Annotated in this window: 19 protein-coding genes; 11 read left to right on the top strand and 8 right to left on the bottom strand. The window is 47.4% G+C overall.

From position 1 onward, the window contains the following. Positions 1-7: 7 nt before the first annotated feature. The 4 genes from fabV to C9I98_RS03910 form a co-directional block, all read right to left on the bottom strand. A complete protein-coding gene (gene fabV, locus C9I98_RS03925) occupies positions 8-1210 on the bottom strand; it encodes an enoyl-ACP reductase FabV (RefSeq protein ID WP_036822605.1) in 1203 nt (400 codons plus the stop codon). 213 nt (positions 1211-1423) lie between these two features. Then, positions 1424-3700 (bottom strand): acyl-CoA dehydrogenase, encoded by a 2277-nt coding sequence (locus tag C9I98_RS03920; protein ID WP_107271601.1) that lies wholly within the window; start codon positions 3698-3700, stop codon positions 1424-1426. 56 nt (positions 3701-3756) lie between these two features. Beyond that, positions 3757-4431, bottom strand: a complete 675-nt coding sequence (gene psrA, locus C9I98_RS03915; protein WP_036827864.1) for a TetR family transcriptional repressor PsrA — start codon at positions 4429-4431, stop codon at positions 3757-3759. 1275 nt (positions 4432-5706) lie between these two features. Beyond that, positions 5707-6537 carry an NAD-dependent epimerase/dehydratase family protein gene (locus C9I98_RS03910; protein WP_107271600.1) on the bottom strand — a complete coding sequence of 277 codons (831 nt, stop codon included), beginning with the start codon at positions 6535-6537 and terminating at the stop codon, positions 5707-5709. A 335-nt stretch (positions 6538-6872) separates the two neighbouring features. On the opposite strand from C9I98_RS03910, the gene C9I98_RS03905 reads away from it, so the two are divergent. After that, positions 6873-7727 carry a MurR/RpiR family transcriptional regulator gene (locus C9I98_RS03905; protein WP_036818540.1) on the top strand — a complete coding sequence of 285 codons (855 nt, stop codon included), beginning with the start codon at positions 6873-6875 and terminating at the stop codon, positions 7725-7727. 392 nt (positions 7728-8119) lie between these two features. Next, the gene (pyk, locus tag C9I98_RS03900; protein WP_036818537.1) at positions 8120-9565 is read left to right on the top strand and encodes a pyruvate kinase; all 1446 of its coding nucleotides are present in this window, start codon (positions 8120-8122) and stop codon (positions 9563-9565) included. A gap of 82 nt (positions 9566-9647) precedes the next feature. On the opposite strand, the gene C9I98_RS03895 is transcribed toward pyk, so the two are convergent. Continuing rightward, the gene (locus C9I98_RS03895) at positions 9648-10109 is read right to left on the bottom strand and encodes a glycine zipper 2TM domain-containing protein (protein WP_036818542.1); all 462 of its coding nucleotides are present in this window, start codon (positions 10107-10109) and stop codon (positions 9648-9650) included. A gap of 67 nt (positions 10110-10176) precedes the next feature. On the opposite strand from C9I98_RS03895, the gene aat reads away from it, so the two are divergent. The 3 genes from aat (at position 10177) to infA (ending at position 11998) form a co-directional block, all read left to right on the top strand. Continuing rightward, a complete protein-coding gene (gene aat, locus C9I98_RS03890) occupies positions 10177-10890 on the top strand; it encodes a leucyl/phenylalanyl-tRNA--protein transferase (RefSeq protein ID WP_036818535.1) in 714 nt (237 codons plus the stop codon). Beyond that, positions 10887-11594, top strand: coding sequence for an arginyltransferase (locus C9I98_RS03885; protein WP_036818533.1), 708 nt, complete (start codon positions 10887-10889; stop codon positions 11592-11594). Before aat ends, C9I98_RS03885 begins: the two co-directional genes overlap by 4 nt. A gap of 185 nt (positions 11595-11779) precedes the next feature. Beyond that, positions 11780-11998: a translation initiation factor IF-1 gene (gene infA / locus C9I98_RS03880; protein WP_005298441.1), complete on the top strand. Its 219-nt coding sequence runs from the start codon at positions 11780-11782 to the stop codon at positions 11996-11998. 152 nt (positions 11999-12150) lie between these two features. Here the strand turns inward: infA and clpA are convergent, their stop codons facing one another. Next, positions 12151-14415 carry an ATP-dependent Clp protease ATP-binding subunit ClpA gene (clpA, locus tag C9I98_RS03875; protein WP_036818531.1) on the bottom strand — a complete coding sequence of 755 codons (2265 nt, stop codon included), beginning with the start codon at positions 14413-14415 and terminating at the stop codon, positions 12151-12153. A 48-nt stretch (positions 14416-14463) separates the two neighbouring features. Beyond that, a complete protein-coding gene (clpS, locus tag C9I98_RS03870) occupies positions 14464-14784 on the bottom strand; it encodes an ATP-dependent Clp protease adapter ClpS (protein WP_036818529.1) in 321 nt (106 codons plus the stop codon). Positions 14785-15264: 480 nt separating this feature from the next. Here clpS and cspD point away from each other — a divergent pair, with 480 nt between their 5' ends. Continuing rightward, positions 15265-15486: a cold shock domain-containing protein CspD gene (gene cspD, locus C9I98_RS03865; protein WP_036818527.1), complete on the top strand. Its 222-nt coding sequence runs from the start codon at positions 15265-15267 to the stop codon at positions 15484-15486. Positions 15487-15798: 312 nt separating this feature from the next. On the opposite strand, the gene icd is transcribed toward cspD, so the two are convergent. Further along, the gene (gene icd / locus C9I98_RS03860) at positions 15799-17052 is read right to left on the bottom strand and encodes an NADP-dependent isocitrate dehydrogenase (RefSeq protein WP_036818525.1); all 1254 of its coding nucleotides are present in this window, start codon (positions 17050-17052) and stop codon (positions 15799-15801) included. A 142-nt stretch (positions 17053-17194) separates the two neighbouring features. Between icd and C9I98_RS03855 the strand changes: the two genes are divergently transcribed. The 5 genes from C9I98_RS03855 to C9I98_RS03835 all read left to right on the top strand — a co-directional run bounded on the left by C9I98_RS03855 (position 17195) and on the right by C9I98_RS03835 (position 22705). Continuing rightward, complete coding sequence (locus tag C9I98_RS03855; protein WP_036818523.1) at positions 17195-17830, top strand: pseudouridine synthase; 636 nt, start codon at positions 17195-17197, stop codon at positions 17828-17830. A gap of 339 nt (positions 17831-18169) precedes the next feature. Further along, positions 18170-19285: a tRNA 2-thiouridine(34) synthase MnmA gene (gene mnmA / locus C9I98_RS03850; protein WP_036818521.1), complete on the top strand. Its 1116-nt coding sequence runs from the start codon at positions 18170-18172 to the stop codon at positions 19283-19285. Between the two features lie 14 nt (positions 19286-19299). After that, positions 19300-19917 (top strand): high frequency lysogenization protein HflD, encoded by a 618-nt coding sequence (hflD, locus tag C9I98_RS03845; RefSeq protein WP_036818519.1) that lies wholly within the window; start codon positions 19300-19302, stop codon positions 19915-19917. A 104-nt stretch (positions 19918-20021) separates the two neighbouring features. Further along, on the top strand, positions 20022-21392 hold the full coding sequence (gene purB / locus C9I98_RS03840; protein WP_036818516.1) for an adenylosuccinate lyase: 1371 nt from the start codon (positions 20022-20024) through the stop codon (positions 21390-21392). A gap of 179 nt (positions 21393-21571) precedes the next feature. After that, positions 21572-22705: a ribosomal protein uL16 3-hydroxylase gene (locus C9I98_RS03835; RefSeq protein ID WP_107271599.1), complete on the top strand. Its 1134-nt coding sequence runs from the start codon at positions 21572-21574 to the stop codon at positions 22703-22705. Positions 22706-22767: the final 62 nt, after the last annotated feature.

Genomic DNA, 22767 nt, shown 5'->3' with positions numbered 1-22767 from the left:
CGGCGAATTAGATGTCTTGTACATCAAACTCAACAGCAGGGTTTACGTCTGCCGCGTAGTCAACAGCCTCGATACCAAAGCCAAACAGCTTCAGGAACTCGTCTTTGTATTCTTGGTAGTCTGCCACTTCGAACAAGTTTTCGTTAGTCACGTTCGGCCATAGCTCACGGCAGTGCTTCTGGATGTCTTCGCGAAGTTCCCAGTCATCCAGGCGTAGGCGGTTTTCGCTGTCGACTTCTGGTGCAGTGCCATCTTCTTTGTATAGACGCTGGGTGAACATGCGGTGGATCTGCTCCATACAGCCTTCGTGTACGCCTTCTTCGCGCATTTTCTTGAAGACCATCGCAATGTATAGCGGCATTACAGGAATAGCAGAGCTTGCTTGCGTTACAACACTCTTCAGTACCGCTACGTTCGCCGTACCGCCAGTTACAGAAAGCTTCTCGTCTAGCTCTTTCGCCGCTCGGTCTAGATCCATCTTCGCTTGGCCTAGTGCGCCATGCCAGTAGATAGGCCATGTGATTTCGGTACCGATGTAGCTGTATGCCACAGTCTTACAACCATCAGCCAATACGCCAGCATCAGACAGGGCGTTGATCCACAGCTCCCAGTCTTGGCCGCCCATAACGGTAACAGTGTCTTGTACTTCTTGCTCTGTCGCAGGCTCAATGCTTGCTTCAATCAGCACATCTTTATTGGTATCAACCGCCGTTGCGGTGTAGGTTTCGCCCATTGGTTTCAGGGTCGAACGTACAACCTCGCCAGAGTCCGGCATTTTACGCACTGGTGAAGCCAGCGAGTAAACCACCATATCAACCTGGCCTAGGTCTTCTTTGATCAGGTCAATGGTTTTTTGTTTTGCTTCGTGAGAGAAAGCATCACCGTTCAAGCTCTTAGAATATAGGCCTTCTTCTTTAGCAAACTTGTCGAAAGCAGCAGAGTTATACCAACCAGCGGTACCTGGCTTCTTCTCAGTACCTGGCTTTTCGAAGAACACACCGATAGTTGAAGCGCCGCCACCAAAGGCTGCCGCGATGCGAGAAGACAAACCGTAGCCACTTGAAGAGCCGATAACCAGCACGCGCTTAGGTGCATTGGCAATAGGGCCTTGAGCCTTGGTATAAGCAATTTGCTCTTTGACGTTTTCTTCACAACCCACAGGGTGCGTTGTAGTACAAATAAATCCACGAATTCTAGGTTTGATGATCATTTTCAACTTCCCTTACACAATTGACTGTAGGATAAAAGGTAAATGACAAATTCGCATTAAATTTATGAGCGAAAACGCTAAAATTTCCAGTGGTTGGAGGTGTTATTAGCAACTTTGTCGTCTATTTAACCGCAAATTAGACATAAAAAAGTGCCACGCTTTCGCGTGGCACATGGGAGACACCAGGGTTTATTGTTCACTTAGGCTATTGCCTTAGGCAGCCCTTCCCGGTTGTAGGCTACCTTTCTTGAAGTGAGCAGCAGAGAAGTGATCCACCTGAATTGCCTTCTGCCTTAGTTGATCAGCATTTTGCATCTTCTCAACGTCACCTTCTGTGATGATGCCCGCATCAAGCGCAACTTGTAACTTTTCTGTTAACGAAAGTTTGCGCGAGATCTCACCCGCCTTCACTGCTTTCGCCAATTTGCGCTCTAAATCTTTGACACCGTACATTGCGATAAACGCACGCTCCATGATGCCAACCGGATCATCTTCTTTTTCACCCACGTAGCACAGCTGAGTAAGTCGCTCGCGGTGCGCCCCTGGGGTCATTAGCAGTTCGGCAATCTTCACCGACAGTTCATCTTTTGGCGCCGAGTAATGGATACCCAACGGGAACAGCAAGGTGCGAAGCAAACGGCCTACTCCTTTGCGAGGGAAGTTTGCCAATACCTCATCAAATGCAACGCCACACTGATGCAAGCAGTGTTGAAGTGCGTAGTGGACCATCGGCAAGTCTTGCTGCTGGCGGCCTTCATCTTCAAATCGCTTCAGCGTTGCCGACGCAAGGTACAAGTGGCTCAAGACATCACCCAATCGTGCCGACACCATTTCGCGTCGCTTGAGTTCACCACCCAGGCTCAACATCGCAAAGTCTGCAGCCACTGCCAGCGCCTTACTCATACGTGACAAGTGCTTATAATAAATAGCGGTTTCACCCGACACCGGCGTACGGTTAAAGCGTGACCGAGTAAAGGCATTCACCATCGACTTAGCCACGTTACCAACCGCAAAGCTGATATGGCTCGATAGCAACTTGTCGAAATCTTTGGCTGCTTGCTCTGTGTCAGGATTAGCCGCCGCTTCCATTTCGCTCAGTACATATGGGTGACAGCGCGTCGCACCCTGCCCAAAGATCATCAGGTTACGAGTTAAGATGTTAGCCCCTTCAACCGTGATCGCGACAGGCATACCAAAGTAATGGTGGCCAATATAGTTCATTGGCCCAAGCTGTATCGCTCGCCCGGCGTGAACATCCATCGAGTCATTCAGGATGGTACGCGCCATTTCCGTCATATGGTATTTGGCTATTGCGGTAACAATCCCCGGCTTCTCTTTCATATCAAGCGATGTTGTTGTCAGGGTACGGGCAGCCTCAAGCATATAGGTGTAGCCACCAATGCGGCCCATGGCCTGTGCCACCCCTTCGAAGTTACCGATAGAGGTACCAAACTGCTTACGGACATAAGCATAGGCGCCAGTCGTACGAGCGGTCAGGTGACCAACCGCAGTGCCCAATGCTGGCAATGAAATACCTCGGCCAGCCGACAGGCACTCCACCAGCATGCGCCAACCACGGCCAACATAGTCTTGGCCGCCGATCACCCAATCCATCGGAATAAAGACATCGTTACCACGGGTTGGGCCATTCATGAACGCCAAGTTTAGCGGGTCGTGACGTTCACCAATTTCAACACCGGCATGATCGGCAGGGATCAACGCACAAGTAATACCAAGATCTTGCTTGTCACCAATCAAGCCTTCAGGATCCTGAAGCTTGAATGCCAAGCCCAGTACAGTCGCAACCGGCGCCAGAGTAATATAACGCTTGTTCCAACTCACGCGGATACCCAGCACCTCTTCGCCTTGGTATTCGCCGTAGCACACCACGCCCATATCAGGGATACCACCAGCATCAGAGCCGGCCTCTGGGCCTGTTAGGGCAAAGCATGGAATATCTTCACCATGAGAAAGGCGTGGCAGCCAGTAATCTTTCTGCTCTTGAGTACCATAATGGCTTAGCAGCTCACCCGGGCCCAATGAGTTCGGTACCATGACACATACCGCCGCACTCAAGCTCTTGGTCGCAATGCGGGTAACAATCGTAGAGTTGGCATGGGCAGAGAAGTCCAACCCGCCGTACTCTTTACCAATAATCAACGAGAAGAACTTTTCTTTACGTAAGTACTCCCAAACCTCTGGCGGAAGGTCTTTATCTTCCTGAACAATCTGGTAGTCATCCAACATATCAAGCAGTGTTTCCAGCTTGGTATCAATGAATGCCTGCTCTTCATCGCTTAACTTGGGTTTTGGGTAGGTCAACAACGTGTTCCAGTTTGGTGCGCCACTGAATAGCTCACCATCCCACCATACGCTACCGGCTTCCATCGCCTCACGCTCGGTATCAGAAAGCGGTGGCAACACCTTCTTGAACATTTTAAATGCGGGATCACTGAGATAGCGTTTTCTTATATTGGTTAACGTACTCATGTTTCAGGTCCTTTTGTCTCATATTGTTATTGGTTTTTATTGCGGGTATTACATTATTATTCGGTTCCTGTCTGCGTACCGCCGATAAGCGATAGCGGCTGATCTATCGGTGCTGCAACGCCAGCTGCCAAGTACGGCACCATGCGTTCAATCAAATCCTCAGTCGTCACCTTGCGGGAGAAGTCATTCTCGGCAATCTCACACAATGCCGTTGACGATGCCATGGTGAAGACGGAAGCCCCGAGGGTGAAATGCAGGCGCCAGAAAAGAGTTTCAGGATCAAGAGAAGGATTGGCGCGGCATACGGCGGTCGTGAATAGCTGTAGTACCTCGTTATAGCGATTGAGGATGTACCAGCGTAAGTGGCCCTGAACATCTGTATACCCACGACCGATCAGCGACATAAAGACAGTCGCACCACGGGGACGAAAATCATTCAACGACACCAGCGGGGCTTTGATGCAGCGGAAGACGTCATCCATAGAGAAGTCGTCGCGAGTAAGCAACACCTCCAAGTCAGCCTGCAACGCCGGCATGAACGCATCAAGGTAACGGCTTAGCACCGCCCTGACTAAAGTCTTTTTGTCACCATAGTGATAGTTTACCGACGCTAGATTAACCCCGGCCTTGCTTGTAATTGTTCTTAGCGAGGTATCCTTGAAACCATGCTCGGCAAACAGCAGCTCAGCGGCATCCAAAATACGTGCTTTGGTTTCTCCCTTTCCAGCCATATTCATTCACCCGTATTAAACACATGTTTAAACTTTACAACTTGATAGCATTTTTAACAAGCAATAAACACAAACTCTACTCTAAGTGATTGATAAGTTGATTTTATTAGCCAAAGTTGCGACTTCGATCATGTTAAAAATCAATGTGCCGCCACTGATTTTCTGGCCATAGCAGCAGTCTCAACCCCGTCCCATGCGACATTGCTGAGAATGGAGCAAACAAGAAAAAACTGAGAAATTTAAAAAAAATGGGAACAAAGGAAAAAAAAGCAGGTCATATGTAATGCCACTGCTTTTTCTTAGAAGACATTCTTCGAAGCCCGTCCCCTCATGGAGATGGGTTTTCTTTATTGGGGCCCGCTTAAATAGCTCAAGCAGGATGTTAATCACCGAACCTGCGTGCCCTTAACTTTTAGTTACCACTTATCAATCAGTTATAAAAAAATTGAAAAAAACAGCTGAAAAGTTGGAACCAAATCATGATCAGCGAGTCAGAATATATGTCATTAAGATTAAAGATTTCATTGTTAGCTGGCCGCCAAACACGAATTCATATCTTTAATCTACGAATGCAACTGCTGCTAAACTCCTAATTGTGTAAATAGAATTTCGCCCACTGATTTCAGTGGGCTTTTTTTTACCTGAAATAACCAAGACAACAAAAATAATTTGAACCAATCACCCTCAGCGAAGTCCTATATATACATTCATTTTGAAACAAAGGTGCATAACATAATGAATGATTATGCTTTGCTCCTTTGAACTGTGATTGCCACTGCTGCTAAACTCCTAACTGTGTAATTGATTTTGCCCACTGCTTGTCAGTGGGCTTTTTTTATCACAAAACCATAGAGATAAATTTTTTATAAAAAAGTTTGAACCTTTGGCATTCCCGTCAGTCTTATTAATAACATTCAACATTAAAGGGGCCAATCATGGTGATAAGCCGCTCCTTTAATTTTCAATGCCACTGCTGCTAAACTCCTAATTGTGTATTTTTGTCCCGCTGCCAGTCAGCGGGATTTTTTTATCGTGATAGCAAGTTGAGGCTCACTTCCTCATACCCCCAATGCAGATTCAGCAACTTATCAATTAAATAAAAAAAATGAAATTTTTATGAACTCTTTTAAAGCAGCATGGTCATATTTATATGATTGAAATTATGGCGTGATTGTTACCCCTAGCTAAATAGCACGCCATAATGTTTGATTGCCACTGCTGCTAAACTCCTAATTGTGTACTTTTTTATGGCCGAGACAATGTCTCGGCTTTTTTTTATATTTGCGGCTTCAACACCATCAAATCTGGATACTTTAGTGTCAATGAAAGTTGCTCGCACGTTTCACTGGCATCAACCACTTTGGCATCTCGCTCTTTAGAAGCGGAAAAACATGGTGCCGGAATACCTATCAGATCAGCCATCGCCGTATAATACGCTTGCCGCGTTGGGTGAGTCGGTGCTGCCAAATGCAATATTTGCTTTTTCGGCCATACCGTCATGATCTCGGTTATCGCATTGATACAATCTTCTTGGTGAATCAAATTAACTTTATCAAGGCCATGTTCGATACCTTGACGATTGGATAAAAACTTTACTGGGTGTCGCTTTGGGCCTATCAAACCAGCTAACCTGATGATCACAACATTCTCGCCCCATTGTGAGAGCAATTGCTGCTCAATAAAAACATGGGCTTTGGCTGATGCTGTTTCGGGTTGTACTGGGGTATCCTCTGTAATAATCCCTTTTGCGCTACCGTAAACACCAGTTGTACTTATAAATACAATTCGATGGCATCCTGCAAGCTTAGCTTGCTTCGCAAGCCCAAGCACACTGGCGATAAATCGCTTGTCGGCGTATTCCCCACGGCCCGGAGCGACATTAATTACCAGCACATCACTCCCAAAAAATTGCTGCCATTGGGGGCCTGACTTAGGCTCAATCACGTCATCGGGCAAGGATAATTGGATACCGTTTATGCCTAGGTCATTTAAACTATCAGCGGCAGCTTCATCTTGCTTGCTTCCCCAAACATCCATACCCTTGTTTACTAAATGTGTTGCCAAGGGCAAACCTAACCACCCGCAGCCACAGATACTGACTTTCATAATTCCCTCATTTATTTTCTGCTTTGTCCCAACAATATGCATACGATGACATTAAACAACCACTTTTATTTATTTCATCCTGTAAATTAATTCCTAGCACATGAAAATAAACAACAGAAAAATGCCAATATCCGTATGAATTTCGCTATTTCACTTAAAAATATTTTCAGTTCTGAAAGGAAAAAGTAGATCCCTGTCAAACTATAATAAAAAGTAAAAGGGATATTCATGGATTTGCTAGGAGCAGATCCATGAAAAGTAGTATAGTTTCATCAAAATGGCTTGATATGTTAATGAAAGCCGGTAATGAAATTCAGTAACGAGCGGTAACCGCCATGAATACCCTAGAGAAAATTCAAAAGAACCTAGATAACTTCAGTAAATCAGAACGTAAAGTTGCTGAAGTGATTCTTGCTTCTCCACAAACTGCGATTCATTCTAGCATTGCAACGCTGGCGAAAATGGCGGATGTCAGTGAGCCAACCGTTAACCGTTTCTGCCGTCGCCTCGATACGAAAGGCTTCCCAGACTTCAAACTACACTTGGCGCAAAGCTTAGCCAACGGTACACCTTATGTGAACCGCAATGTCGAAGAAGATGACGGGCCTGACGCTTACACATCAAAGATTTTCGAATCAACCATGGCTTGTCTTGATGTCGCAAAAAACAGCCTTGATCCAATGCAAGTTAACCGTGCTGTTGATCTGCTAACCCAAGCTAAGAAGATCTCTTTCTTCGGCTTAGGTGCATCTGCCTCGGTTGCCCATGATGCGCAGAACAAATTCTTCCGTTTTAACATCCCAATTGTATGCTTTGACGACATCGTTATGCAGCGCATGAGTGTTATCAACTGCACCGATGGTGATGTTGTTGTCATGATTTCGCACACAGGTCGCACTAAGAGCCTGGTTGAAGTTGCGCAAATGGCACGTGAGAATGGCGCAACGGTCATCGGTATTACAGCAAAAGACTCGCCACTTGATCGTGAATGCTCTCTATCAATTTGCCTTGATGTACCAGAAGACACTGACGTTTATATGCCAATGGCCAGTCGTGTGGTTCAAATGACCGTTATCGATGTATTGGCGACTGGTTTCACCCTTCGCCGCGGTGCGGGTTTTCGCGAAAACCTAAAGCGAGTAAAAGACTCACTTAAAGATTCCCGCTTCACCAAAGAAGGGATCATGTAAGCCCCCCTTACACGATATTCATTATAAAACACGGCCTTAGCGCCGTGTTTTTTTATATTTTACCCAGCCCAGCGTTCCCCCCTCTTCGTCCGTGTCATCTACACTTAACAGCAAGTCATAGCAACCATTTTTCCTGCGTAATACATAGCTCAATGACTTATCCAGGTTGGCATAAGAAATATTCACTAAACTAGGTAAATCAACCGCAATTCTTATCGTAACATGCAAAATTATTCATAATTATGCTTGTAGTACGTATTTTTCTTACATTTTGTTGATGAAGAACAGCTTCTTCTTCACGCAAGTTGTAGTAAAATTTCAATTACCCCCATGGAATGACTGAAACCAAGCAATCGTTTTCATGGTAAACAATGATACAGATGGAGTTTCCAATGTCAGAAAGGCTAAGACGTACTAAAATCGTAACTACTTTGGGTCCTGCAACCGACCGTGATAACAACCTTGAAAAGGTGATTGCAGCAGGCGCCAACGTAGTACGTATGAACTTCTCTCATGGTAGTCCTGAAGACCACATTCAGCGCACTAAAACTGTACGTGAAATCGCCGCTAAACTTGGAAAGCATGTTGCCATCCTTGGTGACCTGCAAGGTCCAAAAATCCGTGTTTCAACTTTCAAAGACAACAAAATTCAACTTGCTATCGGTGACAAGTTCACCCTAGACAGCGATCTTCCGAAAGGCGAAGGTAACCAGCAAGCTGTTGGCCTTGATTACAAAGAATTACCAAAAGACGTTGAAACAGGCGACATCCTACTACTGGATGATGGCCGTGTTCAGCTACGCGTGACATCAGTGGAAGGCAACAAAGTACACACTGAAGTTACCGTTGGCGGTCCTCTTTCAAACAACAAGGGTATCAACAAGAAAGGCGGCGGCCTTTCTGCCGAAGCCCTAACTGACAAAGATAAAGCAGATATCATCACTGCAGCTAAGATGGGCGTTGATTACCTAGCCGTCTCTTTCCCTCGCAACGGCGAAGACATGAAATACGCTCGCCGCCTTGCAACTGACGCAGGCCTAGAAGCGAAGCTTGTCGCTAAAGTTGAGCGTGCGGAAGCAGTTTCAACAACCGAAGCAATGGATGACATCATCATGGCATCTGATGCAGTGATGGTAGCCCGTGGCGACCTCGGTGTTGAAATCGGCGATCCTGAGCTAGTGGGCGTACAGAAGAAACTGATCCGCCGCGCTCGTAGCCTAAACCGTACTGTTATCACTGCAACGCAGATGATGGAATCAATGATCACAAGCCCAATGCCAACCCGTGCGGAAGTCATGGACGTTGCCAATGCTGTGCTTGATGGTACGGATGCGGTAATGCTTTCAGCCGAAACTGCTGCTGGTGATTTCCCGGTTGAAACAGTAACCGCAATGGCTGGTGTTTGTGTGGGTGCTGAAAAAGAGCCTAGCATTAATGTGTCAAACCACCGCCTAGCACGTACGTTTGAAACACCAGAAGAAACCATCGCAATGTCTACCATGTATGCTGCAAACCACATGGAAGGCGTTAAAGCGATGATCGCAATGACTGAATCAGGCCGCACAGCATTGATGATGTCGCGTATTTCATCTGGCTTGCCAATCTTCGCCATGTCACGCAACGAGAGCACACTAAACCGTGCTGCGCTATACCGTGGTGTAACGCCAGTTTACTTTGACCGCGATAGCGACGCTGGCCTAGCTGCCGCGAAACACGCAGTAGCCGTTCTGAAAGAAAAAAGCTTGCTAGACCAAGGCGACTTGGTGATCATCACTCAAGGTGACGTGATGGATACCATTGGTTCAACCAACAACATGCGTATTCTAACGGTAGAGTAAGCACCTTAGTCTTAGTCATACGTAAAGGGCGTAGCCATTGGCTACGCCCTTTGTTTTTCTAGGCAGGGTAACTTCAAACTCGTTATGGATACGTTTTATCGACTCTGACACCATTATCAAAATACAAGATTCTCACTGCATCACCCCGCTTGAAAATCATCGACTGATCGACATCCTGAATCACATCAATCAACCGCCCGTCATCGGCCTTTATCAAGACTTCAACCAAGCGATAATTGACAATTTTTTTAGTTGGCTGGCGCTGGTGCGCAATGCCTGCCCCTGCTACAGCACCCACCGCCGTCGCCACTTCCCGGCCTGTACCTCCGCCGAACTGGTTACCGATTAAGCCGCCGATAACACCGCCAAGCAAGGTTTCCCACCCATTTCTTTGGGAGTTAATCACCTCTTGGTGGGTGATATAACGCACACTGTCCACCTCGCCAAACACCACACTATTGACAGTACGGGCCTGATTGCGGTTGTAAGGGGCCGCAGATACAACGAGAGGTAAAATTAGCAATAACATTAACCACTTTCTCATCATATAATCCCCTTTCATTATTGCGCACGACACACTGACGAACGATTTAAACTACATTAATTAAATTATGGCTATTTACCTTCCGGAACTCGACCCGGTTACCACTGATTTTCCGCCGACAACAACCGCGCTTGACGATCCAAACGGCTTGTTGGCTTTCGGCGGCGACCTACGCCCTGAACGGTTACTATCCGCTTACCGACAAGGGATCTTCCCGTGGTTCTCCGAAGGCGAACCCCTACTTTGGTGGAGCCCTACCCCTCGGGCAGTGTTTATGCCAAGCGAGTTCAAGCCCAATAAAAGCTTAAGAAAATTCTACCGTAAGTCAGGGTACCAAGTCACACTGAACCACGCCTGTCATGATGTGATCCGCCTTTGTGCCGATACCCGAGGACCGGAAGAAACCTGGATCACCGAAGATATGATCCAAGCGTACCAGTTAATGCACAACTTAGGCTATTGCCACTCGGTCGAAGTATGGCAAGAGCAGAGACTGGTAGGCGGGCTCTATGGTATTGGTGTCGGTACTATCTTCTGCGGCGAATCAATGTTTTCACTGGCTGATAATGCATCGAAAATTGCGCTTTGGGCCTTCTGCCAGCATTTTAGCCATTACGGTGGCACCTTAATTGATTGCCAAATCATGAATAACCACCTTGAATCCTTAGGCGCCATTGAGCTCGACCGCCCCTCGTTCAGCCGGACCCTACAACGTGACAGAGATGCCATACTAGATCAGGGATGTTATCAAAAGCAGGAGTTGGCACCTTCATCATCATGAGCAGTTTTAATAAGCTATCGCTTCGCATCGGCCTGACACCAGAGTCAGAATGCAACTACTTGCCCACTGAGTCGGAGCAGCTGGGTGTCGTAATGGATCACCACTGGCTTAGCCCCGCAGGCTACAATGTATTATTGGCATCCGGTTACCGCCGAAGCGGGCAAGCTGTTTACAAGCCAATGTGCCAGCTATGCCAAGCGTGTACGCCGTTACGGATTGACTGCCAAGCCTTTGCCCCCTCAAAAAGCCAAAAGCGGCAACTAAACCAGATGAAGCAATTTAGGTGGGAGTTTAAGGACAACTTGGACGATGGCTGGTACAACTTATATGAAAAGTATATTACCCTGCGCCATGCAGATGGCAGCATGTACCCGCCCAACCGTGAGCAGTTTTTTGACTTTTGTACCGCACCATGGATGTCGACACGTTTTCTTCACGCGTATGACGGGGAAAAGCTGATTGCTGTTGCCGTGACCGATGTTTTCGACAATGCCATGAGTGCCGTCTATAGTTTCTTTGACCCTGATTCCCCACTTTCACTGGGCACGCTTTGCATCCTGTATCAGATCCAATATTGCCAACAATCAGGCCGAAAATGGCTCTACCCCGGCTACCAGATTGATGAATGCAAGGCGATGAACTACAAAGTGCGCTTTAAACCGCACCAAAAACTCACTGAAAACGGTTGGGAATCGACCAGTTAGACAGATAGAGATGCAATTTTCACCTTCGCTTTGGGTGAAATGAGAGAAAATACGTTTTAATGCATCACAGTTGCTGACAAAGCCCTACCGCAAGGGTAAAATTGCGGCCTAAACTTTACACTCAAACAGTTTCAAGGCATGATCCAGCCCGATCAGAAGAATGGCTGGTAGCCTAAGAGGATTCAATGGCAAAAGAAGACGTAATTGAAATGCAAGGTACTGTACTTGATACACTACCTAACACAATGTTCCGCGTTGAGCTAGAAAACGGTCACGTTGTTACCGCTCACATCTCTGGTAAAATGCGCAAAAACTACATCCGTATTCTTACTGGTGACAAGGTGACTGTGGAACTGACTCCATACGACCTAACCAAAGGCCGCATCGTCTTCCGCGCCCGTTAATCTTGAATCAAGATTAAGAATACAAATAAAACCCGGCCAAGCGCCGGGTTTTATTTTTCACGTGATAACAAGAGCTAATACCAGAACAACTTTGCGCCTAAAACAAAACAACCGCCCGAAGGCGGCTGTTTAAACACAGAGCACCAATTAAATTAATGCGCAGGTTCCATTTCACTGCTGAACTGGAAGTCAAGCTCGTCGTTAACAATATCAACGCGTACCGAACCGCCGTTCACCAGACAACCGAATAGCAATTCGTTCGCCATTGGTTTTTTCAGGTTATCTTGGATAACACGCGCCATTGGACGGGCACCCATCGCTTTATCGTAACCCTTGTTCGCCAACCACTCTCGTGCTTTGGACGACACTTCCATCGACACACCACGGGCATCAAGCTGCGCCTGCAGTTCGACAATAAACTTGTCCACCACTTGCGAGATAACATCTTTCTCAAGATGGTTGAACCAAATAATGCCGTCTAGGCGGTTACGGAATTCAGGAGTGAACACACGCTTGATTTCACCCATCGCATCGTGGCTGTGATCCTGCTGGATCAGGCCAATCGACTTACGAACCGTTTCGGTCACACCGGCGTTGGTGGTCATGACCAGGATCACATTGCGGAAATCAGCTTTGCGACCATTGTTGTCGGTCAAGGTACCGTTGTCCATCACCTGTAGCAGCAGGTTAAATACATCTGGGTGTGCTTTTTCGATTTCATCAAGCAACACAACGGCGTGAGGGTGCTTGATCACCGCGTCAGTTAGCAGGCCGCCCTGATCGTAACCAACGTAACCCGGAGGCGCACCAATCAAGCGGCTTACGGTATGACGCTCCATGTACTCAGACATATCGAAGCGTAATAGCTCAATACCCAAGGTACGCGCAAGCTGCACCGTCACTTCGGTTTTACCCACACCGGTTGGACCGGCAAACAAGAATGAACCCACAGGCTTATTCTCGGCGCCCAGGCCTGCACGGCTAAGCTTGATGGCTTCTGTTAGTACGTCGATCGCAGGGTCTTGGCCAAACACCAGCATTTTCAGCTTGTCATCCATCTTCTGAAGAACATCGCGATCACTTGAAGATACCGACTTCTCTGGGATACGCGCCATTTTGGCAATCATCGCCTCAATGTCGCTCACATTAACCGTCTTCTTACGACGGCTCACAGGTGCTAGTCGGCAACGTGCGCCAGCTTCGTCGATAACGTCGATGGCTTTGTCCGGCAAGTGACGTTCATTGATGTACTTAGCAGATAGCTCAACCGCAGCACGAATCGCTTTATTGGTGAAACGGACCTCATGGTGCGCTTCATATTTCGGTTTCAGGCCCATCAAGATCTTGGTCGTGTCATCCAACGACGGCTCTACAATATCAATCTTCTGGAAGCGGCGAGAAAGCGCACGCTCTTTTTCGAAGATATTGCTGTATTCCTGATAGGTGGTAGAACCCATGCAGCGTAGTTTACCGTTGCTCAGTAGTGGCTTGATAAGGTTTGCCGCATCAACCTGGCCACCAGATGCAGCACCCGCACCGATAATGGTGTGGATCTCATCAATGAACAGGATGGCCTGATCTTCTTTTTCCAGCTGCTTCAAAATCGCCTTGAAGCGTTTTTCAAAGTCGCCGCGGTACTTAGTACCCGCCAGTAGCGAACCAATGTCGAGCGAGTAGATCACGCAATTTTTGATCACTTCAGGGACTTGGCCTTCCACAATGCGCCATGCAAGACCTTCGGCAATGGCTGTTTTGCCCACGCCCGCCTCACCAACCAACAATGGGTTGTTTTTACGACGGCGGCAAAGTACCTGTACGGTGCGCTCCAGCTCAGAATCACGACCGATTAGCGGGTCTACGCCACCTGCGCGAGCCAGCTGGTTCAGGTTCGTCGCGAAATTCTCTAGCTTATCTTCAGAGCTCTGCTCTGCGCGTGGGTCTTCGCCACCCACATCGGAGCTGTTTAGATCGTCGTTATCACTGTCTTTGACCGTACCGTGAGAAATAAAGTTAACCACATCAAGGCGGCTAATATCGCTTTTCTTAAGTAGGTAAGCGGCATGCGACTCTTGTTCGCTAAAGATAGCAACAAGTACGTTCGCACCGGTCACTTCACTGCGGCCAGACGACTGCACGTGGAATACGGCACGCTGCAATACTCGCTGAAAACTGAGTGTAGGCTGAGTTTCTCGGCTCTCATCATCAACCGGAATTAATGGTGTCGTTTGTTCGATAAATGAGTCGAGCTCTTTGCGCAGCGTATCCAAATCGGCACGACAGGCCAGTAACGCCTCCTGTGCGGCTGCGTTTTCTAGTAAGGCTAACAGTAGGTGTTCTACTGTCATAAACTCGTGACGCTTTTCCCTTGCACGTGCAAATGCACCGTTCAAGCTTGCTTCAAGTTCTTTATTTAGCATAAGGCACCTCCCCTAAATACCACTCAATAATGGCGTGCCGGAAAAAACTCAGGCTTTTTCCATCGTACACAGTAGCGGATGTTCATGCTCCCTTGCATACATCATTACTTGGGCCACCTTTGTTTCGGCGACTTCAGCAGTGAAGGTTCCACATACCGCTTTCCCCTCATAATGCACAGTAAGCATCAACTGTGTTGATTTCTCCAGATCCATGGAGAAGAACTTCTGTAACACTTCTATCACAAAATCCATCGGTGTGTAATCATCATTGTTTAAAATTACTTTGTACATCGATGGCGGTTTTACCTGGACATCCTCTTCTTCTAAGACATCAGAGTCTGGGATAATCCACTCATATAACTTGCTCATAACCTTAACTTACCAGTACGATAGGAATAGTCCACCAATAAACAACAACTTAACACTAAGCCATTAAAATATGGCAATTCGACCGCAGTTTTCCTACCTCTATATTCAGACTAATGCACACATTGTATTCCAGCAAATCTGAGATGACTATGACTAAGCCGACAATACCGACTGATATAAGATGTATCTGCTGACAATTTATGCATTAGCAAAAGATATTGCAGGCTATTGCTCTCTACCCCCAATAAGCACGAAATTTCCGCCGCTGTCGACACTTTTTTCTATTGCTCACATATTCGATGCCAATAGCAGATTTTAAAGAAATGTTATTATATGCACTTGACTGTCTACTTCTTTTTACTAAAGTGTAACTTGTAATAGATGTTAACTGCATCAAATTAGCATTAGTATGCAAGTCATGATAAAAAGAGATAGCAAACTAATGCAAAATGGAACTTGAATGCAAAGAAGGATGTAAGCATGGCAACAGGTACAGTTAAATGGTTCAATAACGCAAAAGGTTTTGGCTTCATTTGCCCGGAAACAGGCGAAGGAGACATCTTTGCACACTATTCAACTATCCAAATGGATGGATACCGTACACTCAAGGCAGGCCAACAGGTTAACTACACCGTTGAGACGGGTCCAAAAGGTTTCCATGCCAAAGAGATAGTGCCTGTTGAAGGTGAGTTCGTTAAATAGCGATCACTTCAACCCGCATTGCTTAGGCGAGCATTGGCTCGCCTTTTCTATACCTAACCGACACCTAAGCCCCCGAATATTCTGGTACTTTTTTACGATTAACCACACCAGACGAAGTGAATAACAACTGCATAAAAACCTTCTCCCACACAATCATCTATTAACATTTCTGTTAACAATACATACCTTCTCCCCTAGTCACCCATTTACACTATCAATAACACCTGGCTGGATAGGTCATTGCTCCAAATATCGCGCATAAAAAAAGCCCGGCATTAATGCCGGGCTTTTGCAGGTTCTGGGAACCAGAATTTACATTTGCTCAATCATGTCATCAGCAAATTCAGAACACTTACGTAGCGTTGCACCGTCCATTAGGCGCTCAAAATCGTAAGTCACAGTCTTGTTGCTGATCGCCGCTTCCATAGAGCTGATAATCAGGTCTGCAGCTTCTGTCCAGCCTAGGTGGCGAAGCATCATTTCCGCTGAAAGGATCAGTGAACCTGGGTTAACCTTGTCCTGACCAGCGTACTTCGGTGCAGTACCGTGAGTTGCTTCGAACAGAGCAACACCATCACCAATGTTCGCACCCGGTGCGATACCGATACCACCAACCTGAGCTGCTAGTGCGTCAGAGATGTAGTCACCGTTAAGGTTCATGGTTGCGATTACATCGTACTCCGCTGGGCGAAGTAGGATTTGCTGTAGAAAAGCATCGGCGATGCTGTCTTTAACGATGATTTCTTTACCCGTGTTAGGGTTCTTCAACGTCATCCATGGGCCGCCGTCCAACAATTCAGCACCGAACTCTTGCGCTGCCACTTCGTAACCCCAATCTTTGAAGGCACCTTCGGTGAACTTCATGATGTTACCTTTGTGGACTAGCGTCAGCGAGTCACGATCGTTATCGATGGTGTACTGGATTGCAGCGCGTACTAGGCGCTTAGTGCCTTCTTCAGAAACAGGCTTGATACCCACGCCACACTCTTGTGGGAAGCGGATCTTAGTCGCACCCATTTCTTCCTGAAGGAACTTGATTACCTTATCAGCTTCTTCAGTACCGGCCTTGAACTCAACACCCGCATAGATATCTTCCGAGTTTTCACGGTAGATAACCATATCAGTTAGTTCAGGCTGTTTTAGTGGGCTTGGAACGCCATCGAAGTAGCGAACTGGGCGAGCACAGATGTACAGATCAAGCTCTTGACGAAGAGCAACGTTTAGTGAACGGATACCACCGCCAACTGGCGTTGTTAGTGGACCTTTGATTGCAACTTTGTAGTCACGGATGAAGTCTAGAGTTTCTTTCGGTAGCCAAGCATCTTCACCATAAACCTGGGTCGATTTCTCACCTGTGTAGATTTCCATCCACGCGATTTTACGGTCGCCGGCGTAGGCTTTCTGAACGGCTGCATCAACTACTTTGATCATTGCAGGGCTTACATCAACCCCAATACCGTCCCCTTCAATGTAAGGGATGACAGGGTTGTTAGGAACGACCAGTTTACCTTCAGAATCCAGGGTGATTTTCTGACCTTCAGCTGGTACAACTACTTTACTATCCATTTTAATCTCCTAGCGTCCATTTGTTATCTTTTTGTAAGATGCGCGCAAATCATACTTGAAATTTTATCGATACGCCACTCATGTTATTTTTCGAGTATAATGGGCGTGTCAATTTACTTTTCCCTTGTACAACACGCTATTTATGAAGCCAAACACCTCAGCTCGTCAACCAAAACGTTCTAATAATGAGCGCCGACCATCAAGAAAATTAAATAAACCGAAACGTCCGCGCGGGCCGCAGAAGATCATTTTATTTAACAAACCTTTTAACGTTCTGACCCAATTTACCGGCGAACCGGGCGATCAAACCCTGTCCGATTTTGTCCCGGTAAAAGACGTATACCCAGCCGGACGGTTAGACAAAGACAGCGAAGGATTATTGGTACTGACCAACGATGGCGTACTGCAGGCCCAGCTAACCCAGCCAAAATCCAAACAGCCAAAAGTGTATTGGGTACAAGTTGAAGGCGCACCGAGTGACGAAGATTTGGATAAGCTGCGCAAGGGAGTGGTACTAAAAGACGGGCCGACGCTGCCAGCTGGCGTCGAACGCATCGAAGATCCTCAAGTTTGGGAACGGGTGCCCCCTATCCGTGAACGCAAGAATATTCCAACGACCTGGCTGGCGATCACCCTAAAGGAGGGACGCAACCGACAAGTTCGCCGAATGACGGCCAATATCGGTTTCCCTACCCTGCGCTTGATCCGCTATAAAATGGCCGACTGGACCGTTTCAGACTTGCAGCCAGGCGAGTGGCGCGAAGTGTCCCTAGGCTAACCATTCCAACGGCAATAATACTTACCTAGCATCCCCTTGCTAGGTAAGTTTCCTTTCAATGCTCGGCAATCATTTCCTTACGATTTTTTTAGTTAATTAATTCGAAAACCACTACACATTTCAATCTAGCTAATCTATTATTGCCGCAACAAAGCAAACGTTTGCGTCAGTGTTAAATAGTCTGCCTGTTTCGTTTAACTCACGCTTTCCGTAAAGGATTTCTGACTCGGAACAAAAGAATGGCAAATTAATAAAGTGTGATTCGGCTCTCGCTCTGTTTCGCTAAAAAGCTTTCTGTTAGAATTACGCTCTTAACTCTATTAACGACTGAAGAGAAATATGTCAGATAACAGCCAGAAAAAAGTCATAGTCGGCATGTCCGGCGGCGTTGATTCCTCTGTTTCCGCTTACTTACTACTTCAACAGGGCTACCAAGTGGAAGGCCTGTTCATGAAGAACTGGGAAGAAGACGATAACGAAGAGTACTGCTCTGCCGCAGAAGATCTCGCTGACGCACAAGCTGTATGTGACAAACTAGGTATCCACCTGCACACCATCAACTTTGCAGCCGAGTACTGGGACAACGTGTTCGAATACTTCCTTGCAGAGTACAAAGCAGGCCGTACACCTAACCCTGACATTCTTTGTAACAAAGAAATCAAGTTCAAGGCATTCCTTGAATTTGCAGACGAAGTACTAGAAGCCGATTACATTGCGATGGGCCACTATACCCGCCGCAGTTTCCCAACCGCAGAAGGCGAAAAGCCGCAAATGCTGCGTGGTGTCGATAACAACAAAGATCAGAGCTACTTCCTGTACACCCTAAGCCATGAGCAAATCGCTCGTAGCCTTTTCCCTGTGGGTGAACTAGAAAAGCCGGAAGTGCGCCGCATTGCTGAAGAGCAAGATCTGATCACCGCGAAGAAAAAAGATTCTACCGGTATCTGTTTTATTGGTGAGCGCAAGTTCACTGACTTCCTTGGTAAATACCTACCTGCGCAGCCGGGTAAAATCGAAACGGCCGATGAAGGCAAAGTTATCGGTGAACACCAAGGCCTGATGTACCACACCCTAGGCCAGCGTAAGGGCCTGCATATTGGTGGTCAGAAAGGTGGCAACGGTAATGAAGAACCATGGTTCGTTGTCGATAAAGATGTAGCGCGTAACGTACTGATTGTGGGTCAGGGTAAAGATCACCCTCGCCTTAAATCTAACGGCCTGATTGCGAGCCAGCTGCACTGGGTTGATCGTCAACCAATGCGTGAGCCTTTGGCTTGTACAGTTAAAACACGCTACCGCCAGCAAGATATTCCTTGCACCATCATTCCAATGGATGATGAGAACATCAAAGTGATCTTTGATGAGCCACAAATTGCGGTCACACCAGGCCAGTCAGCTGTATTCTACAGCGGCGACGTTTGCCTAGGCGGCGGTATTATCGAGAAGCGTATCTAAGGGAGTTGACGCACATGGCACACACTGTATATGACCGTACAATTGCTTTTGCTGGCATTTGCCAAGCGGTAAAACTTGTTCAGAAAATTGCTCGTGACGGTCATTGTGACGATGAGTTATTGGCTGCAACCCTAAACAGTATTGTGGTAACCGACCCGTCGAATACCATCGAGATTTACGGCAACGAAGCTAACTTGCGTATGGGCCTAGAAGCGTTGTCTGCCGAGATTGACAACTCCCCGTCAGGTAACGAAATGACGCGTTACTTGGTCAGTGTGATGGCGCTTGAACGCAAGCTTGCCAGCCGCCGTGACAGCATGTCTCAACTCGGTGATCGCATCGATACCGCTAAGCGTCAGATCGACCATTTTGAGCTACTTGAGGATCAAATGGTCAGCAATCTGGCGAGCATCTACCTTGATATCATCAGCCCGCTGGGCCCGCGTATCCAGGTAACCGGTACACCTGCACACCTGCAGCAGCAGGCAGTACAACACAAAGTACGCGCGCTGCTTCTCGCAGCTATTCGTGCAGCGGTACTATGGCGCCAAGTGGGTGGCAAACGCCGTCACCTAATCTTCGGTCGCAAACAAATGGTGCAACAAGCGAAGATCTTACTCGCTCGTTGCTAACAGTTTTCTGCTGGCGCCATGGCGCCAGCACTACATTGCGCTTTTTGCCCGGCGAAAAGCCAGTAATAACTAGTTTTAACCCTCACTAATCAGGAGAGAGCAACATGGAACTGTCAGCATTGACTGCTGTTTCCCCGGTAGACGGCCGCTACGGAAGTAAAACAATTGCACTACGCAGCATTTTCAGTGAATTTGGTCTGCTAAAGTACCGCACTATTGTTGAAATCCGTTGGCTACAAAAACTAGCCGCTACTGATGCTATCGTGGAAGTGCCAGCATTCAGCGACGAAGCAAATGCTTTCCTAGATCGCGTTGCTGCTGAATTTAGCGAAGAAGATGCAATGCGCATCAAAGCTATCGAACGCACAACCAACCACGACGTAAAAGCTGTTGAATACTTCCTGAAAGAAAAAGTAGCTGAAGTACCAGAACTACACGCAGTGAACGAGTTCATTCACTTCGCATGTACGTCTGAAGATATCAACAACACGTCTCACGCGCTAATGCTGAAAGAAGCACGTGAAGAAGTGATCCTGCCTGAGATCCGTAACGTTATCGACGCAATCAAGGCACTTGCTAACGAATACCGTGAAGTACCACTACTATCTCGTACCCACGGCCAGCCAGCTTCTCCATCTACCATGGGTAAAGAAATGGCTAACGTTGCATACCGTATGGAACGCCAGTACAAGCAAATTGAAAACGTTGAAATCCTAGCGAAAATCAACGGTGCTGTAGGTAACTACAACGCTCACCTATCTGCTTACCCTGAAGTTGACTGGCACCAGTTCAGCGAAGAGTTCATCACAGAATCTCTTGGCGTAACTTGGAACCCATACACAACTCAGATCGAGCCACACGATTACATCGCTGAACTATTCGATGCTATCGCTCGCTTCAACACGATCCTACTAGACTTCGACCGCGACGTTTGGGGCTACATCGCACTGGGCCACTTCAAGCAGAAGACCATTGCAGGCGAAATTGGTTCTTCAACCATGCCGCACAAAGTTAACCCAATCGACTTCGAAAACTCAGAAGGTAACCTAGGCCTAGCTAACGCTATCTTCGGCCACCTAGCGCAGAAACTGCCTGTTTCTCGCTGGCAGCGCGACCTAACTGACTCGACAGTACTTCGTAACCTAGGTGTGGGTTGTGGCTACGCTATCATCGCTTACACATCAACGCTGAAAGGCATCAGCAAGCTTGAAGTTAACCAAGCTGCACTTGAAGCTGAGCTTGACCAAAACTGGGAAGTACTGGCTGAGCCTGTACAAACGGTAATGCGTCGCTACGGTATCGAGAAGCCATACGAGAAGCTAAAAGAGCTAACTCGCGGTAAGCGTGTTGACGGCGAAGGTATGCGTACTTTCATCGACGGTCTTGAGCTTCCAGAGCACGAGAAAGCACGTCTGAAAGAAATGACGCCGGCTAACTACATCGGTGACGCTGTTAAGCTAACTGATAAGCTGTAATCGCTTCGCGATCTTTGCTTCATTCTCAAAGGCCAGCATCCGCTGGCCTTTTTCTTTTCTTCCCCAACTACCAAAAACCAATCCCTTCAATTGGTGAAGTCGCTTGGATAACCTCCTATTGGTATTTGGCTACTTAAGCGTATAATTCGCCGTAATAGTCAGCTAAAAAAGCCAATTATATGTATCAACTCACTTTCAGCTTCGATGAATTCCTTGCCGAGTTTTGGCAAAAGAAACCCACTATTATCAAGGGCGGTTTTAAAGACTTCGTTGATCCTATCAGCCCCGACGAATTGGCCGGACTTGCCATGGAAGAAGAAGTCGACTCCCGTTACATTGCCAAACAAGGCGATGACTGGGATGTAAAACACGGCCCACTCAGTTTCGACAACGTGCCTGAAGATAACTGGTCGTTCATTGTTCAGGCTGCCAACCACTGGCATGAAGGGGCGGCACGCTTAGTCACACCGTTCCGCCAAATGCCAAACTGGCTATTTGATGATCTGATGATCTCCTACTCTACCCCGGGCGGCGGCGTCGGTGCCCATATCGACCAATACGATGTATTCATCGTTCAGGGCTCAGGCAAGCGCCATTGGCGTGTTGGGCCGAAAAAAGACGACTACGAAGAAGAGTTCGGTCATCCGGCACTGCGCCAAATCAAGGGCTTTGACCCGATCATTGATGAAGTGCTTGAACCGGGTGACATTCTCTATATTCCGCCGGGCTTCCCCCATGACGGCTACGCCATTGAGACGTCGATGAGCTTTTCTGTTGGCTTCCGCTCACCGAAAAAACAAGAACTGCTCAGCAGCTTTGCCGACTATGTAATTGCCAATGACATTGGCGATGTTCACTACCACAATCCTGCCCTGCCAGCGCGCAAGCACTCTGGTGCCATCCTAGCCAGCGAAGCAAAAGATCTTGAAAACATGATGCGCAGCTTGCTCGACCATCCCCAGATGATGCAGCAATGGATGGGTGAGCACCTGAGCAACAGCCGCCATGAGCTGGATGTGATTGCAGCCGAGCCACCATGGCAAAATGCCGAAACCTACCAATTCCTTGAAAGTGGCGAAGAGATGAAGCGACTAGGTGGCCTACGTGCATTCTACTTCCCTGAGCAGCCGCACATCTTATACATCAACGGCGATCGTTATGAATTACCGCAAGAGTGCGGCTCGGCAGCGGCTTACCTCTGTGACGAAGAGGCAATCAGCCAAAATTTACTTGGCAAGCTGATCGATCACCCCGCTTTCATCGCCCTGCTCACCCAGCTGGTCAACCACGGCTACTGGTACCCAGCCGACTAAGCAATAGAAAAACACCACAATAGAAAAACACCGAGCGGCGCTCGGTGTTTTATTTTTAGTCG

The organism is Photobacterium sanctipauli (assembly GCF_003026495.1).
Taxonomy (GTDB): Bacteria; Pseudomonadota; Gammaproteobacteria; order Enterobacterales; family Vibrionaceae; genus Photobacterium; species Photobacterium sanctipauli.
The sequence above is the reverse complement of the archived record's forward strand: the minus strand, read 5'-3'. Positions and strand labels throughout refer to the sequence as shown.

Coding starts and splice junctions, on each gene's coding strand:
- purB (WP_036818516.1), top strand. CDS start 20,022: ATGGAACTGTCAGCATTGACTGCTGTTTCCCCGGTAGACGGCCGCTAC.
- clpS (WP_036818529.1), bottom strand. CDS start 14,784: ATGAGCAAGTTATATGAGTGGATTATCCCAGACTCTGATGTCTTAGAA.
- psrA (WP_036827864.1), bottom strand. CDS start 4,431: ATGGCTGGAAAGGGAGAAACCAAAGCACGTATTTTGGATGCCGCTGAG.
- C9I98_RS03855 (WP_036818523.1), top strand. CDS start 17,195: ATGAAGCCAAACACCTCAGCTCGTCAACCAAAACGTTCTAATAATGAG.
- C9I98_RS03920 (WP_107271601.1), bottom strand. CDS start 3,700: ATGAGTACGTTAACCAATATAAGAAAACGCTATCTCAGTGATCCCGCA.
- C9I98_RS03910 (WP_107271600.1), bottom strand. CDS start 6,537: ATGAAAGTCAGTATCTGTGGCTGCGGGTGGTTAGGTTTGCCCTTGGCA.
- C9I98_RS03835 (WP_107271599.1), top strand. CDS start 21,572: ATGTATCAACTCACTTTCAGCTTCGATGAATTCCTTGCCGAGTTTTGG.
- cspD (WP_036818527.1), top strand. CDS start 15,265: ATGGCAACAGGTACAGTTAAATGGTTCAATAACGCAAAAGGTTTTGGC.
- fabV (WP_036822605.1), bottom strand. CDS start 1,210: ATGATCATCAAACCTAGAATTCGTGGATTTATTTGTACTACAACGCAC.
- pyk (WP_036818537.1), top strand. CDS start 8,120: ATGTCAGAAAGGCTAAGACGTACTAAAATCGTAACTACTTTGGGTCCT.
- mnmA (WP_036818521.1), top strand. CDS start 18,170: ATGTCAGATAACAGCCAGAAAAAAGTCATAGTCGGCATGTCCGGCGGC.
- clpA (WP_036818531.1), bottom strand. CDS start 14,415: ATGCTAAATAAAGAACTTGAAGCAAGCTTGAACGGTGCATTTGCACGT.
- C9I98_RS03895 (WP_036818542.1), bottom strand. CDS start 10,109: ATGAGAAAGTGGTTAATGTTATTGCTAATTTTACCTCTCGTTGTATCT.
- aat (WP_036818535.1), top strand. CDS start 10,177: ATGGCTATTTACCTTCCGGAACTCGACCCGGTTACCACTGATTTTCCG.
- icd (WP_036818525.1), bottom strand. CDS start 17,052: ATGGATAGTAAAGTAGTTGTACCAGCTGAAGGTCAGAAAATCACCCTG.
- hflD (WP_036818519.1), top strand. CDS start 19,300: ATGGCACACACTGTATATGACCGTACAATTGCTTTTGCTGGCATTTGC.
- C9I98_RS03905 (WP_036818540.1), top strand. CDS start 6,873: ATGAATACCCTAGAGAAAATTCAAAAGAACCTAGATAACTTCAGTAAA.
- C9I98_RS03885 (WP_036818533.1), top strand. CDS start 10,887: ATGAGCAGTTTTAATAAGCTATCGCTTCGCATCGGCCTGACACCAGAG.
- infA (WP_005298441.1), top strand. CDS start 11,780: ATGGCAAAAGAAGACGTAATTGAAATGCAAGGTACTGTACTTGATACA.